We start from the raw sequence: 15679 nt of genomic DNA on the forward strand, positions 1-15679 counted from the left end.
CATGCCTAATTCGCTTCGTCGCGCTTGCGCAGCAGATAACCGAGGCCACGCAGCGTGACGATGGTGGCCGAGCTGCCTTCGAGCTTCTTGCGCAGCCGCGACACGTAGATCTCGATGGCGTCTTCGCTGGGATCGTCGGCGAGCGTGAAGATCGCGTCGGCCAGCGCGGACTTCGAGACGGTCTTGTTCACACGCAGCATCAGCGCTTCGAGCACGGTGCGCTCGCGCGGCGTCACGTTGAGCGGCGCGCCACCGAGCGCGAAGCGCCCCGTGTTGATATCGAAGACGAGATCGCCGCAAGTGACTTCGTTGGCGCGCGCCGGCGTCTGCCGCCGGATCAGCACCTTCACGCGCGCCACCAGTTCGCGCACCTCGAAGGGCTTGACGAGATAGTCGTCGGCGCCGCTGCCGAGCAGTTCCACCTTTTCGTCGATCGACCCGCTCGCGGTGAGCACCATCACCGGCGTGGCGTCGCCGCGCTGGCGCAGCCGCCGCAGCACGTTCTTGCCTGAAAGCTTCGGCAGGTTCAGATCGAGCAGCACGACATCGTAGGCGTTGGTGCGCAGAAGCGAATCGGCGGCGTCGCCGTCCTGCACCGCATCGCAGGCAAAGCCCTGCTCCTCCAGCGTCTTGACGAGCCAGTGAACGAGCGTGGGGTTGTCTTCGATGAGCAGCAGTTTCATGGGCGAGGCGCTGGATGGAAAACACGTGTGCGGCGCGTGCGCCGCGATTGTGCCGGATTGTGCCGCCCCGCGAGCATGACCGCCTTGCGGGTTAACACGGACATTCCCGAAGGGGTATCGAAGGCTGGCAGAAAGGTTGGCGTTTCTATAATCGGCTGCATCCATCAAAAAAGGCGCGGCCCGCGAGGCCTCGCGCCATACTCAAGGAGACTCCACGATGCCCACGTTGCGCCAGATCGCCGCCGTATCGAGTGTCGCTTTCGCTCTCGCCGCCACCTCCGCCGCCGCGCATGCGGAAAAGATCACCATCATGGTTGGCGGCGCAACCAAGATCATCTACCTGCCCGCCAAGCTGACCGAGCAGCTCGGCTACTTCAAGGACGAAGGGCTCGACGTGGAAATCCAGTCGCAGCCGGCCGGCGTGGACGCCGAAAACGAATTGCTCGCGGGCGCCGTGCAGGGCGTGGTGGGCTTCTACGACCACACGATCGATCTGCAAAGCAAGGGCAAGGAAGTCCAGACGCTCGTGATCTTCGGCCAGGTGCCGGGCGAAGTGGAGATGGTGTCGAACGCGGCGGCCGGCACGATCAAGAGCATGGCCGACGTCAAGGGCAAGACGCTCGGCGTGACGGGTCTGGGCTCGTCCACGAGCTTCCTCACGCAATACCTCGCGCAGCGCGCCGGCATTGCCTCGACCCAGTACACGCTGCTGCCCGTGGGTGCCGACGCCACCTTCATCGCCGCGATCAAGCAGAACCGCATCGACGCGGGCATGACGACCGAGCCCACCGTTTCGCGCCTCTTGCAGACCGGCGACGCCAAGGTGCTGGTGGACATGCGCACGCTCGACGGCACGCGCGCCGCGCTGGGCGGCACCTACCCGGCTTCGAGCTTCTATGTGCAGCGCGCCTGGGCGCAGTCGCACAAGGAAGAAGCCACCAAGCTCGCCCATGCGTTCTCGCGCACGCTCAATTTCATTGCCACGCATAAGGCCGACGAAATCGCCGAGAAAATGCCGAAGGACTACTACGGTAGTAATAAGGATCTCTATGTAAAGGCGCTGGGCGCTTCGCTGCCGATGTTCACGAAGGACGGCCGCATGCCCGCCGATGGTCCCGAGACCGTGCTCAAGGTGCTGTCGGCGTTCAACCCTTCGGTCAAGGGCAAGCATATCGATCTCGCGAAGACCTACTCGAACGACTACTTGCCGGCCGCGACGGCCACGGCGGCGAAATAACGCCAACGCCGACGCCGACGCCCATCGCCAGATCCACGCACGAATGACGACGCACCATCGAGGCAACGAAGCATGAGTTCTCCCCACGCGCAAGGCACGCCGGCCATCGAGCTGCGCAACGTATCGTGCCGTTTCATCTCTCCCGACGGCAAGGCGACGCTCGCCCTGCGCGACTTCAGCATGGCGGTCGCGCGCGGGGAGTTCGTTGCCGTCGTCGGCCCCACGGGCTGCGGCAAGTCCACTACGCTCAGCATGATCACGGGCCTGCTCAAGCCCACCACGGGCGAGGTGCGCGTGATGGGCGCGCCCGTGAACGGCATCGATCCGCGCATTGGCTTCGTGTTCCAGGCCGATGCGGTATTTCCGTGGCGCTCGGTGCTCGACAACGTGGCCGCCGGTCCCTTGTTTCGCGGCCGCTCGAAATCGGCGGCCTATGACGAGGCGAACGAATGGCTGCGCCGCGTCGGCCTCGACAAGTTCGGCAAGCACTATCCGCATCAACTCTCGGGCGGCATGCGCAAGCGCGTGGCGCTCGCGCAGACCTTCATCAACAAGCCCGAAATCCTGCTGATGGACGAGCCGTTCTCGGCGCTCGACATGCAAACGCGCACGCTGATGCAGGACGAGTTGCTGCAACTGTGGGGCGGCACGGGGTCGGTGGTGTTCGTCACGCACGACCTCGAAGAAGCGATTGCGCTGGCCGATCGCGTGTTCGTGCTCACGGCGCGGCCCGCGACGCTCAAGAAGGTTTATGAAATCGACTTGCCGCGCCCGCGCATTACGTCGGAAATCCGCTATACGCCGCATTTCATCGAGCTGTCGCGCGATATCTGGCACGACCTGCGTGAAGAAGTGCAGATCGGCTAACCCGGCCGACCCAGCCAAACATCAAGCAAGTTGGAGCGAACGCTCATGTCCACCCCGCAACAAACCTTGCCGCAAGGCATCGACGCGGCTTCGCTCGACGCAGTCGAACGCGCCGCGCAACGCCGCATCCGCCAGCGCCACGCGCTCGTGATCGGCTTGCGCATCCTGGTGCTCGTCGTCGTGCTCGGCGGCTGGGAACTGGCCGCACGTCATAAATGGATCGATCCGTTCTTTTTCTCGATGCCCTCGCTGATCTTCGAGCAGATCGTCGACTGGTTCGTGAACGGCACCTCGCAAGGCCCGCTGCTCACCCAGGTCTGGGTCACGCTCGAGGAAACCGGGCTCGGCTTCATCATCGGCTCGATTGGCGGCGTGTTCTGCGGCATCGTGCTGGGCCGCAACAAGCTGCTCTCCGATGTATTCAGCCTCTACATCAAGATCGCCAACTCGATCCCGCGTGTGGTGCTGGGCTCGGTGTTCGTGATCGCGCTGGGTCTCGGCATGGCGTCTAAGGTGGCGCTGGCCGTGGTGATGGTGTTCTTCGTGGTGTTCGCCAATGCGTTCCAGGGCGTGCGCGAAGCGGACCGCTACATGATCGCCAATGCGCAGATCCTTGGCGCGTCGCGCCGCCAGGTGACCACTGCGGTGGTGATTCCCTCCGCGCTTTCGTGGATTCTCGCGAGCCTGCACGTGAGCTTCGGCTTCGCACTGGTGGGCGCCGTGGTGGGCGAATTCCTCGGCTCGAAGCAGGGCATCGGCTTGCTGATCTCGACCGCGCAAGGCGCGTTCAACGCGAGCGGCGTGTTCGCGGCGATGATCGTGCTCGCGGTGGTCGCGCTGATGGCCGACTACCTGCTCACCGCCGTCGAGCATCGTCTGCTCAAATGGCGGCCCACGTCCACGAACTGATTTTCCAACGCCTTCTGTCAAGTCTGTCCGGGCGCGAGAGGCTGATATCCTCCGGCCTGTCATTCGCGGCGCACTTCTGTGCGCCGCTTTTTTTACCGGTCCGCCAACCCCGAAAACTCCGCGCTACTTGGGTTGCTCGACCGTGCGCAGATACGGCTTGAGCGTCTTGAAGCCCTGCGGATACTTCTGCTTGGCCGTATCGTCCGAAACCGAAGTCGGGATGATCACGTCTTCGCCCGGTTTCCAGTTCACAGGCGTGGCCACCGTGTGCTTGGCAGTTAGTTGCAATGAATCGAGCAAGCGCAGCACTTCATCGAAGTTGCGGCCCGAACTCATCGGATAGACGAGCATGGCCTTCACCTTCTTGTCCGGCCCGATGATGAACACCGAGCGCACTGTCGCATTGTCGACCGCCGTGCGCGGTGCGCCGCCGCTGGCGTTCGGATGGATCATGTCGTAGAGCTTGGCGACGTTGAGGTCCGCGTCGCCGATCAGCGGATAGTTAACCGCGCTGCCCTGCGTCTCCTCGATGTCCTTGACCCATTTCTGGTGGTCGCTTACCGGGTCCACGCTCAGGCCGATGATGCGCGTATTGCGCTTGTCGAATTCGGGCTTGAGCCGGGCCATGTAGCCGAGTTCCGTCGTGCATACCGGCGTGAAATCCTTCGGATGAGAGAACAGGATGGCCCAGTGATCGCCAATCCATTCGTGAAAACGAATCGGTCCTTCGGTGGTTTCCGCAGTGAAATCGGGTGCATCTTCTCCTAGACGTATGGTCATCTCGAACCTCCAAGGGTGGTTGGACTACAGTGCCTCGCAGTCGTGCAAGGCGTGCTCTTGATTTTAGGAAGTCCAGCGGACGGTTTTGAGATTTGTTGAAGCGAAGTTCAGGCGGCAAAGCGATATAGCGATATGGGGCGCGACCACGGCGTGGCCCGATTGGACCGGGTTCGGTTTGATTTCAGGCTGGCGTCAGCCTGGTGTCAGTCCTGGTTTGCATACCCGCGCCACCAGGCGACGCTATTCCCGTAGCCTGCGCACGCGGCACGTCTATTGCTGCGACGAGCTTGAGCCAAGCGTGATATTGTGGAATCCCGGAGTCGTAGCGCGCATGTGCCCGTCCATCGAACTCTGTCACCTTCGCGAGCGTCGCCATGAGTGATGTACGCCACCATCTGAGCCCACGCGACCGCGTGGAGCTGCTCTGCTGGCTCACCTGCGGGAGCCTCGGAGCCTACTACCTCAACGAAACCTGGCCCAATGCGGCTTTTCACGTGCAGGCGGCGCACAAGTGGCTCGACCGCCACGGGCGCGAAGCCGACTGGCTCGCGATCGCGCGGCTGACCGCGATCGCCCAGGAAATCGCCAGGCAGCACGCATGGTTTGTCGACGCCACATGGGCGCGCGACGCCGTCGAGGAAATTCTCGACACCGATGACCTAAACTATCAGGCCAAGCTGGTCATGCAGGTACTGAAGGACTGCGAGCTTGCGCTCGCAGACCGTAGTTCCCCCGACTGACTAACCGACTAACCGACTGACCGCCCCGCGTCAGGACTGCGGCGCGGGCTGTTGCGGAGCCTGGCTCGCACCCGCCTGTGCTGGCGGCGCCCACCCGTAGCCGAGCGCCTTGTAGAGGTTCACGACCTCCGCGAGCCGCTGATCCTGCAACTGCGATTGCTGGATTTGCGCTGCGAAGAGGCTGCGCTCGGCATCGAGCACTTCCAGATAGCTCGTGTAGCCGCCCTCGTAGAGATCGCGTGAAAGCGACGCGTACTGCGTGAGCGCGTCCACCTCGCGCGTGGTGGCCTCGAGTTGGTCGTGCGCGCGCGCGGCGCCTACGAGCGAGTTCTCGACATCCGCGAAGGCCTGCTGAATCGTCTGCTCGTAGTTCAGCAGCGCTTCCCGGTGCGCCGCCTCCGCCGAATGCACGGAACCCGCGATCGCGCCACCCTGGAAGATCGGCTGCGAGACTGCACCCGCGAACGACCATACGCGCGCCGGCCCGGTCCAGAGACCGGACAGCGCCGTGCTGGCCGCGCCGAACATGCCGGTGAGCGAGATCTCCGGGAAGTACTGCGCGCGCGCGGCGCCGATCTGCGCATTGGCCGCGATCAGCGTCTGCTCGGCCTGCTGAATGTCGGGGCGGCGCTCCAGCAGCGACGACGGCAACCCCGCCGGTATCGCCGGCGCGGCAAGCTGCGAGATGGACTTGCCGCGCGGAATCGGCCCCGGGTTCTGGCCGAGCAGCAAGGAAATCGCGTCCTCCTGCTGCGCGATCTGCTTCTGGATCGAATAGACCGATGCCTGCGCGGATTCGTATTCGGAACGTGCCTGGCTCAGTTGCAGCTTCGAAACCACGCCGCCCCCGAAGCGCTCCTCGAACAGCTTGACCGAGTCGTCGCGGCTCTTGAGCGTCTCCTGCGCAATCAACAGTTGATTGTCGAAATCGCGCAGTTGCAGATAGCTCGTTGCGACATTGGCGATCAGCGCGATGCGGGTCGCCTGCTGCGCCGATTGGGTGGCCAGATACTCGGCGCGCGCGGCTTCGGTCAGGCGGCGCAGGCGCCCGAACAAGTCGAGTTCCCACGACGCCACGCCCTGCAGCTGCACCTGATTGCCGACCAGCGGCGGAAAGCCAGGCGCGGGCACGCCACGGCTGCGCGTGGCGCCGAAATTCACGCCCACCTGCGGGAACAGGCCGGAGCGCGCGACCACATAGCGGCCGTAATACTCTTCGACACGCGCCGCCGCAATGCCAAGATCCTTGTTCTGCGCCAGCGCCTTCGCGACCAGATCGTCGAGGACGGGGTCGTTGAACTGCTTCCACCAGTCGAGCGACGTGTCGACCGCTTCGGCATCGGACGATGCGAACCGGTATGTGGACGGCGTGTCGACCGTGGGCCGATGGTAGTCAGGGCCCACCGCGCAGGCCGCGAGCCAGAGCGTGCTCGCGGCGATGAAGATCGGTTTCAATGCAGGCTTCAATGCGGGTTTCAACACGGGTTTCAGCATGCGCATGATTTTCGGGCTCATGTTCACCCCTCCTGCGCCGGCGGCACCGCCGGCGGCGGCGAATCCGGTGCGGCTGTGGGCTTCTTGCGCGACGAGAGCGTTTCGAGACCCCAGAAGAACATCGGAATGAAGAACAGCGCGATGAGCGTGGCGCCGAGCATGCCGAACACCACGCCCGTGCCGAGCGAACGGCGGCTTGCCGCCGACGCCCCGCTCGCGATGGCGAGCGGCACGCAGCCGAGAATGAACGCCAGCGAGGTCATGATGATCGGCCGCAGACGCAGCTTCGCGGCGTGCAGGGCCGCCTCGTACGGCGACATGCCCTCCTTCTCGCGCATTTCCACGGCGAACTCGAAGATCAGAATGGCGTTCTTTGCCGCCAGCGCGATCAGCACCGTGAGGCCGATCTGGAAGTACACGTCGTCTTCCATGCCGCGGATAAGAATGCCCACGAGCGCGCCGAACACCGCGAACGGCACCGCCAGCAGCACGCCGATCGGCAACGACCACTTCTCGTACTGCGCAGCGAGAATCAGGAACACCATCAGCAGCGCGAAGCCGAACACGAGCCCGGCCGTCGAGCCGGCGGTCTTTTCCTCGTAGGCCTGGCCGCTCCACGAATAGCTGTAACCATCGCCCAGCACCTCGTTCGCGATCTCCTCCATGGCCGCGATCGCTTCACCCGAGCTATGGCCCGGCGAGGCGTCGCCCGTGATCTTGCCGGCCGGAAAGTTGTTGAAGCGGCTGACGATGTCCGCGCCGTTGACGAACTTGTAGGTCGTTACGGCCTTGATCGGCACCATGTCTCCGGAGCGGTTACGCACGTAGAGCTGCTGGATGTCCTCCGGGCGCGTGCGGTATTCCGGCTCGGCCTGCACGATCACCTGGAACAGACGGCTGCCCTTCGGGAACTGGCTCACGTAAGAGGACCCGAACATCGTCTGCAACGCCGAGTAGACGTCCTGCACCGCCACGCCCTGCGATTCGGCGCGCTCGCGGTCCACGGTCACGAGCAACTGCCGCGAGTTCGTGTCGATGGTCGAATTGACGCCGCGCAGCGCCGGGTTCTGGCGCGCCTTCGCGATAATCTGGCGCACTTTCTCTTCGAGTTGCTGATACGTGCCGTCGCCGGTCGTCTGCACCCAGAACTCGAAACCGCCCGTCGTGCCGAGGCCCGGAATGGAAGGCGGATTGACCGGTATCACCACGCCGTCCTTGAAACCCGCGAACGCGCGGTTGGCCGCGGTGATGAGGTCGGCGGCGCTGCCGTCCTTGCCGCGGTCCTTGAAGTCCTTGAGTGTGACGAACAGCGTGCCGGCGTTGGCCTTGTACTGCGAGTCGATCAGGCTATAGCCGATTGGCGCGGCCACGGCCTTGACCGCAGGCTGCTTCATGAACCAGTCCTCGGCGCGCTTCGAGAGGTCTCCGGTGCGGTCGAGACTCGCGGCGTCCGGCGTGATGACCGCGCCGAACAAATAGCCCTGGTCCTCGACCGGCACGAACGAAGTCGGAATCTTCTTGAAGAGCACACCGGTAGCGGCGCACATCACGGCGATCAGCAACACCGAAAGCGCGACGCGGCGAATGGCCGACTGCACCGTCTTGCCATAGCCCTCGGTCAGCCGCTCGAAGCGCTCGTTGAACCACACGAAGAAACGGTTCTTCTTCTTTTCGCCCGGCTTGAGCAGGATCGCGGCAAGCGCCGGCGAGAGCGTGAGCGCGACGATGCCCGACAGCACCACCGACACCGCGATGGTCACGGCGAACTGCTTGTAGAGCTGACCCGTGATGCCCGAGAGGAACGCAACCGGGATGAACACGGCGAGCAGCACGAGCACGATGGCCACCACAGGGCCGCTCACTTCGTCCATCGCGCGCTTGGCCGCCTCCTTCGGGGGCAGCTTGAACTCGGTCATGTTGCGCTCGACGTTCTCGATCACGACGATGGCGTCGTCCACGACAATGCCGATCGCGAGCACCATGCCGAATAGCGTGAGCATGTTCACCGAGAAGCCGAACGCCATCATGCCGATGAATGCGCCGATGATCGACACCGGCACCGCGAGAATCGGCACCAGCGTGGCGCGGAAGCTTTGCAGGAAGATGAAGACCACCAGAATCACGAGGATCACCGCGTCGCGCAGCGTCTTCACCACCTCGTCGATCGACTCGTGCACGAACTCGGTCGTGTCGAGCGCGATTTCATACTTGAGGCCGGGCGGGAAGCTCTTCTGCAATTGCGCGAGCGTGGCGCGCACCTGTTTGGACACCTGCAGCGCATTGGCGCCCGGCTGCTGGTAGACCGCGAGCAGCGTGGCGGTCTTGCCGTTGTAGCGGCCGCGCATCGAGTAATCCTTCGAACCCAGTTCGGTATGGCCGATGTCCTTGATGCGCACGATCGCCGCATCGCCCGACTTGGCGCGCAGGATGATGTTGTCGAATTGCGAAGGTTCGGTGAGGCGCCCCTGGGTAGAGACCGGGAAGGTCTGCAGCACCGGGCTGCTGGTTGGCGACTGGCCGAGGCGGCCGGCCGAGAACTGCTGGTTCTGCGCGCTGACTGCGTTCTTCACGTCGTCCACGGTGATGCCGAGCTTGGCCATGCGATCCGGCTTGACCCAGACGCGCATCGCATAGTCTGCAGAACCGAGGATCGCCGACTGGTTCGCGCCTGGCAGACGCTTGATGGCGTCGAGCACATAGACGTTCGCGTAGTTCGCCACATACTGCTGATCGAAGGTGTTGTCGGGCGAATAGACGGCAATCACCATCATGAACGCCGACGAACGCTTCTGCACCGAAACGCCCTGTTGCGTGACCGCGTCGGGCAGCGTGGGCAGCGCGAGGTTCACGCGGTTCTGCACGTCCACCTGGGCCAGCGAGGGGTCGGTGCCGATATTGAAGTACGCGGTGAGCGTCATGTTGCCCGTCGAGGAACTCGACGAGCTCATGTACATCATGTTGTCGGCGCCGTTCACCTGCTCTTCAATAGGCGCGGCAACGTTTTGCGCGATGATGTCGGCGCTCGCGCCCGGATAGGTCGTGCTCACCGTGATCTGCGGCGGCGCGATGTCGGGGAACTGCGCGATAGGCAGGTTGAGCATGGCCACGAAGCCGGCCACGACGATGATGATCGACAGGACCGACGCGAAGATCGGCCGGTCGATGAAGAAGTGCGAAAGCTTCATCGCTCAACCTCCCGCTGCGGGCGAGAGCGTCACGTCCACGCGGCGGGACTGGTCGGCCGGGTCAGTGGCGACGACCTTCGCTGGCTTGCGCATCTCGATGCGCGCGTCCTGCACGCCCGCGACGATCAGCGCCGTGCGCACGGTCGAGGCGCGCGCATGGGCGAGGCGTTCGTTCTGGGCGTAGGAGCCGCTCGAATCGGCGTAGCCCGAAATCACCACATGCGCCTCGGGCGACGCGACAAGACGCTGCGCGACCGCTGCGAGCGCCGTGGCCGATTGCTCGTCGAGGCTCGCGCTGCCCTGCGCGAAATAAAGCTGCGCCGGCCCGGACGCGTTCGCATTGGCGGCGGACGCCTTCGCCTCGCCTGCCGCGCCGGCGCCCGCCTTGGCGTTGGCGTTGGCGTTGGCGATATTGGCCGCGTTAGCCGCGTTGGCATTAGCCGCGTTCGCGCCATTGGCACCCGCCACATCAACCGGCTGCCCGCCGATCTTCACCGCGTCCGACGGCATGGGCACCACCTTCTCCTTCACTGGCGCGCCCGGCATCAGCTTGAGCGTGTTGTCGATCACGACGTGGTCGCCCGCATGCAGCCCCGAGCTGATAACCCAGTCGTTACCGTTCCATTCCCCGGTTTCCACCGCACGCTGCTGCGCCTTGCCGTCCTTGTCCACGGTCCACACGAATGCGCCGCGCGGCCCCTGCTGCACGGCCACCTGCGGAACCGCCACCGCGTTCGCCCGATCGGCGCCCAGCAGCTTGATGCGCACGAACTGCCCCGGCCGCAAGCTGCCGGTCGGGTTCTTCACTTCGGCGCGGATCATGTATGTGCCCGTCTCTTCGCTTAGCGAAGCGTCGGCGAACTTGATGCGGCCGCGCTCGGGATACACGCTGCCGTCTGCGAGCACGATCACCGCTTCCAGCTCGCCGATCTGCGGCAGCTTGAGCGCGCCGCTCTTCACCTGCGAACGCAGACTCAGCATCTCGTTTTCGGACAGCGAGAAGTTGATCCACATGGGATCGAGTTTCGCGACGTAGGTGAGCAGGCTGTTGCTCGCGTCAATATAGGAGCCGTCCTGCTTCTTCGCGAAGCTCGACAGCCCGGTGACGGGCGCCGTGATCGTGGTGTAGCCGAGATTCAGGTTCGCGCTCGTCACGTTGGCGCGCGCCTGCTCGAGCGCAGCCGCGGCCGCCCGTTCCTGGCCCACGGAATCGTCGAGGTCCTTCTGGCTCAATGCATTTTTGGCCGCGAGCGGGCGCACGCGCGCGAGGTTGGCCTGCGCCGTGTCGAGCCGCGCCTTCTGTTGCGCGTACTCCGCCTTTGCGGCGTCGAGCGCGGCCTGGAAGGGCTTGCGGTCCATCTGGAACATCACGTCGCCCTGATGAACCAGCGAGCCCTCTTCATAGACACGCTTTTCAAGAAAGCCGTTGACGCGGGAGCGAATCTCGACCTGCTGCGAGCTTTCGGTCTGCCCCACGTAATCGAATACCACCGGCACGTCGCGCAGCGCGACGTTGATAACGTCCACATTCGCGGGCGGCCGCGCGGACGCCTCAGGCGTCTTGTCGTGACACGCAGCAACCCCGAATGCCATACCCACGGACAGGCACAGTCGTGCCACCCTGTTTCCGCTCGTCATGCTTTTTCTCCGTTTTCGACGATCAGCGCTGGACCGACGAACACCGGACGAATCCCGTAATGCCGGATATGCCGAATATGCTGCGCCGCCAGAAAGCCCGGAGCGGAATCTTACTGTGTTTCCCTTTTAGACAGAGTCGAGTTTGTCTGCAAACAACAGGTGTTTGCTGGCAATCAAAATCCGTTATTTATTTCAAAATAATCGAGCGAAACGTTACGCAAACAGAAACAAATCAGGAAATGTCGGAATGCAAACCTTTTTACAGCGGCCCAAACAGCATCCAGGCGGCCCCATCCGCCTGAGCAACGCCCTTCGGGCCGCACAAGCGCTCAGTCGAGCGGCCGGCCCGCCGGTTCGCGAATCAGCGGCAAGGCCAGCAGCGAAACGAGTCCGCAGCCGATCAGATACCAGGCCGGCGCGAGCGGGTTATCGAGCAGCTTGATGAGCCAGGTCGCGAAGAACTGCGCGAAGCCGCCGAAGATCGAAACGCCCACGCAATAAACGATGGACATGCCCGTCACGCGGATCGACTGCGGGAACAGCTCGGGCAGCATGACGATGTTGGGCACCGCGGTGAACGCGACGAGCGCGCCCAGCACGGCCACGACGGCGAGCACCGCCGGCACCGTAGGCATGGCGTGGATCACCATGAAGGCCGGATAGATCACCGCGATCAGCAGCACGCGCGAATAGCCGAACACCCGCTTGCGGCCAAAGCGGTCGGACAGGATGCCGGCGAACGGCGAGCACGCGGCCGTGACGAGCGCGGCCACCAGCGCCGCGCTCATGCCCACCGACATCGGCAGGCCGAGGATCTTGATCGCATAGGTGGACATGTAGAACAGCACGATATAGTTCGCCGCCGTGCCGCCGATGGTCGTCACGACGCCCGCAACGAGCGCCGCACGATGCTTCGAGAAGATCTCGCGCAGCGGGCGCGCGGTCTCGGTCACGGGCGCGGCCATGTCCACGGGTTCGGCATGCTCGAGGGTTTCGTCGAGATGGCGGCGGATATAGACACCCACCGGCACGACCAGCATGCCGATCACGAACGGCACGCGCCAGCCCCAGCTCTGGAGCGCCTCGGGCGAGAGCGCCGAGGACAGCGCCACACCAAGCAGCGCGCCGCACACCACGTTGAGCCCCTGGCTCACGAACTGCCAGCTGCCATAGAAACCGCGCGTGCGGTCGTCGGCGTATTCGAGCAGCATCGTGGTCGAGGCGCCCACTTCACCGCCCACCGCGAAGCCTTGCACGAGCCGCGCGAGCATAATCAGCGCGGGCGCTGCGAGACCGATTTGCGCATAGGTGGGCGCGAATGCGATCATCGCCGAGCCGAGCGCCATGAGCCAGAGCGTGAGCGTCATGGCCGCCTTGCGGCCCGCGCGGTCGGCGAACGCGCCGATCAGCACGCCGCCGAGCGGCCGCACGATGAAGCCCACGCCGAAGCTGCCCACCGCCAGCAGCAACTGATTCAGCGAGCCGTGCACCGGAAAGAACAGTGTGCCAATGGTGGTCGCAAAAAAGCTGTAGACCGTGAAGTCGAAAAACTCCAGGCCGTTGCCGAGCGTAATCGCAGCGATGGCCTTCGCGCGCGAGGCGCGAGTGTGCCCGTGCGCGTCGGCATTCGCCTGTGAATTTGGTGAAGTGGCGTTCATCTTGGGTCTCCTGTCGACGGGACTTGGCGCTTTAGCGCCTGGTCCCGCCCCATGCAAAGCTCATGTCTTCGTGTCTTGATTAAAAGCGTTGATCGAATGCGTCGATCAAATACGCTTTGGCGGCTCAGGCGCGCAGGAAGCGCTCGGCGAGCTTCACCCAGTACGTGGCGCCCGTGGCGAGGCAGTCGTCGTTGAAATCGTAGCCGGGGTTGTGGACCATGCAGCCGCCTTCGCCATCGCCATTGCCGATGATCAAATAGCTGCCCGCGCATTGTTCGAGCAGGAACGAGAAGTCCTCGCTGCCCGTGAGCGGCGGGAGATCGTCGATCAAGCCATCCTCGCCCAGCCAGTCGCGCGCGACGTCCTGCGCGAACGCGGTCATTGCCGCGTCGTTCACGAGCACCGGGTAGCGGCGCTGGTAATCGATGCGCGCCGTGGCGCCATAGGCGCTCGCCTGCGCGTGCACGAGCGTCGTGATGCGCTCTTCGAGCAGGTCGCGCACCTCGGGGCGCAGCGCGCGCACCGAGAGGCGCATCTGCGCGGTCTGCGGAATCACGTTGGGCGCCTCGCCCGCGTGAATCGCGCCCACCGTGACGATCGCCATGTCGAGCGGCGGCACATTGCGCGACACGATGGTTTGCAGCGCGAGCACCACGTTCGCGCACACCACCACCGGGTCGATGGCCTTGTGCGGCACCGCGCCATGGCCGCCGCGCCCGTCGATGTCGATGATCACCGTGTCCGACGACGCCATGAACGGCCCCGGACGAAAGCCGAGCTTGCCGGTGGGAAAGCCCGGCATGTTGTGCATTGCAAAAACGGCGTCGCAGGGGAAGCGCTCGAACAGGCCTTCGTCGAGCATCCGCTTCGCGCCGCCGAGCCCTTCTTCGGCCGGCTGGAAAATGACGTGCAGCGTGCCGTCGAACGAACGCGACTGCGCGAGATGCCGCGCCGCCGCGAGCAGCATGGCCGTGTGCCCGTCGTGGCCGCACGCGTGCATCTTGCCGGGCACGCGGCTCTCATAATCGAGCCCCGTGTTTTCCTGGATCGGCAGCGCGTCCATGTCGGCGCGCAGGCCGAGGCGCTGCTTGCCGGTCCCCACTTTCAGCGTGCCAACGACGCCGGTGCCGCCGAGCCCGCGATGCACTTCATAGCCCCACTCGGCGAGCCGCTCGGCTACGAGGTCGCTGGTGACGAATTCCTCGAAACCGAGTTCCGGGTGCGCGTGGATCGCGTGGCGCAACGCGATCATTTCTGCTTCGATTTCCGCGATAGCCGGGGGGATCGCCATGGTGTTCATCCGTCGTCTCCTGTGTTCAAGCCGCGTTCAATCCGCGTTCAATCCATTGATTGCAAGATGACTCAGGATAATCACGCCGTTTTTCCGCGGACAGCCCTAGAATGGTTAGCCTGCCAACCGCAGGTTTTCACCCGGGTTTCCCCTATGAAATTCCACCAGTTCAGGGCGCTCGTCGCCATGGCCGACACCGGCAGCATCCGCGCGGCGGCGCGCGCGCTCGGAATCTCCCCCGCGGCCGCCACCAAGGCCGTGCGCGAACTGGAAGCCGAGCAGCAGATCGCGCTAGTGACGCGCAATGCGAACGGCATCGCCTTCACCGAGGCCGGCCAGGCGCTGCTCGTGCATGCGCGGGCCATCGTGCACCAGATGTCGCGCGCCCAGGACGAGCTCGACGCGCGGCGCGGGCGCGCTGGCGGCAAGCTCTCGATCGGCGTGACGCCGTGGCTCGCGCTGTCGTTCCTGCCCGACGCCGTAACGCTGTTTCGCGCGCGCATGCCGGACATGCAACTCGAGTTTTATGAGGGACTACTCAATATCGTGATGCCGCGCCTGCGCGACGGCACCCTCGACTTCTCGCTCGGCAAACCCGGTCCCGCTTCGCTGCACGCCGAATTCACGCAGACGCCGATCTTTGCCACCGAATCCGCCGTGGTCATGCGCCGCGGTCATCCGCTCGAACATGCGCAGTCGCTCACGGAACTGCAGGACTGCGAATGGCTGCTCAACTGGGATCCGGCGAGCAAGGAGATGATCACCGACGATATTTTCCGCCGCCACGGCCTGCCGCTGCCGCGCACGGTGCATCTCGCGCATTCGCTCGTGGTGGCCATGGGGCTCATCATGAACACCGACATGGCGAGCATCTTTCCCTGGCCGCTCGTGGAGACGCGCTTCGCGCGCGAGAACCTGCGCGCGCTCTCGCTCCAGGAGGAAGTGGACCGCACCGTGGTGAGCGTGGTCGCGCGGCGCGGCGTGCCGCTTTCGGCGGCCTCCGAATGCTTTCTCGCCTGCCTCAAGGAGGCGATCCACGCAGGCGAGGCTTCGCAGGACCCGGAACGGCGGCGCCTTTATCACTCGCTGGAACTGCTGATTTGAAGCGCGTGGGCGGGCTGGCCGGCGTGCGTCGATCAAGCCTCGCCGATCCCCCCTTTACTCGTCCACGCTACAATGCGGCTGCCGTTCCACTGC

12 protein-coding genes are annotated in these 15679 nt (G+C 64.5%); 5 read left to right on the top strand and 7 right to left on the bottom strand.

Features of this window, described 5'->3' with window-relative positions:
- Positions 1-5 precede the first annotated feature (5 nt).
- Positions 6-683, bottom strand: a complete 678-nt coding sequence (locus tag NH14_RS06360) for a response regulator (RefSeq protein ID WP_035533809.1) — start codon at positions 681-683, stop codon at positions 6-8.
- A gap of 217 nt (positions 684-900) precedes the next feature.
- On the opposite strand from NH14_RS06360, the gene NH14_RS06365 reads away from it, so the two are divergent.
- From NH14_RS06365 to NH14_RS06375, 3 genes are all read left to right on the top strand, one after another.
- Positions 901-1920 carry an ABC transporter substrate-binding protein gene (locus NH14_RS06365; RefSeq protein WP_035533810.1) on the top strand — a complete coding sequence of 340 codons (1020 nt, stop codon included), beginning with the start codon at positions 901-903 and terminating at the stop codon, positions 1918-1920.
- A 72-nt stretch (positions 1921-1992) separates the two neighbouring features.
- Positions 1993-2787 carry an ABC transporter ATP-binding protein gene (locus NH14_RS06370; RefSeq protein ID WP_035533811.1) on the top strand — a complete coding sequence of 265 codons (795 nt, stop codon included), beginning with the start codon at positions 1993-1995 and terminating at the stop codon, positions 2785-2787.
- 45 nt (positions 2788-2832) lie between these two features.
- On the top strand, positions 2833-3696 hold the full coding sequence (locus NH14_RS06375) for an ABC transporter permease (protein ID WP_035533812.1): 864 nt from the start codon (positions 2833-2835) through the stop codon (positions 3694-3696).
- 123 nt (positions 3697-3819) lie between these two features.
- On the opposite strand, the gene NH14_RS06380 is transcribed toward NH14_RS06375, so the two are convergent.
- Positions 3820-4476, bottom strand: a complete 657-nt coding sequence (locus tag NH14_RS06380; protein ID WP_035533813.1) for a peroxiredoxin — start codon at positions 4474-4476, stop codon at positions 3820-3822.
- 374 nt (positions 4477-4850) lie between these two features.
- On the opposite strand from NH14_RS06380, the gene NH14_RS06385 reads away from it, so the two are divergent.
- Positions 4851-5216, top strand: a complete 366-nt coding sequence (locus tag NH14_RS06385; protein WP_035533814.1) for a hypothetical protein — start codon at positions 4851-4853, stop codon at positions 5214-5216.
- Between the two features lie 30 nt (positions 5217-5246).
- Here NH14_RS06385 and NH14_RS06390 read toward each other — a convergent pair whose 3' ends face one another.
- The 5 genes from NH14_RS06390 to NH14_RS06410 all read right to left on the bottom strand — a co-directional run bounded on the left by NH14_RS06390 (position 5247) and on the right by NH14_RS06410 (position 14491).
- Positions 5247-6731, bottom strand: a complete 1485-nt coding sequence (locus NH14_RS06390) for an efflux transporter outer membrane subunit (protein ID WP_237179517.1) — start codon at positions 6729-6731, stop codon at positions 5247-5249.
- Between the two features lie 2 nt (positions 6732-6733).
- A complete protein-coding gene (locus NH14_RS06395; protein ID WP_035533815.1) occupies positions 6734-9895 on the bottom strand; it encodes an efflux RND transporter permease subunit in 3162 nt (1053 codons plus the stop codon).
- Positions 9896-9898: 3 nt separating this feature from the next.
- A complete protein-coding gene (locus tag NH14_RS34000) occupies positions 9899-11533 on the bottom strand; it encodes an efflux RND transporter periplasmic adaptor subunit (RefSeq protein ID WP_035533817.1) in 1635 nt (544 codons plus the stop codon).
- A 329-nt stretch (positions 11534-11862) separates the two neighbouring features.
- Positions 11863-13191: an MFS transporter gene (locus NH14_RS06405; RefSeq protein WP_035533819.1), complete on the bottom strand. Its 1329-nt coding sequence runs from the start codon at positions 13189-13191 to the stop codon at positions 11863-11865.
- A gap of 124 nt (positions 13192-13315) precedes the next feature.
- A complete protein-coding gene (locus NH14_RS06410; RefSeq protein ID WP_035533821.1) occupies positions 13316-14491 on the bottom strand; it encodes a M20 aminoacylase family protein in 1176 nt (391 codons plus the stop codon).
- Positions 14492-14635: 144 nt separating this feature from the next.
- Between NH14_RS06410 and NH14_RS06415 the strand changes: the two genes are divergently transcribed.
- The gene (locus NH14_RS06415; RefSeq protein ID WP_035533823.1) at positions 14636-15586 is read left to right on the top strand and encodes a LysR substrate-binding domain-containing protein; all 951 of its coding nucleotides are present in this window, start codon (positions 14636-14638) and stop codon (positions 15584-15586) included.
- Positions 15587-15679 lie beyond the last annotated feature (93 nt).

It is taken from the genome of Paraburkholderia sacchari (genome assembly GCF_000785435.2).
GTDB classification, from domain to species: Bacteria; Pseudomonadota; Gammaproteobacteria; order Burkholderiales; family Burkholderiaceae; genus Paraburkholderia; species Paraburkholderia sacchari.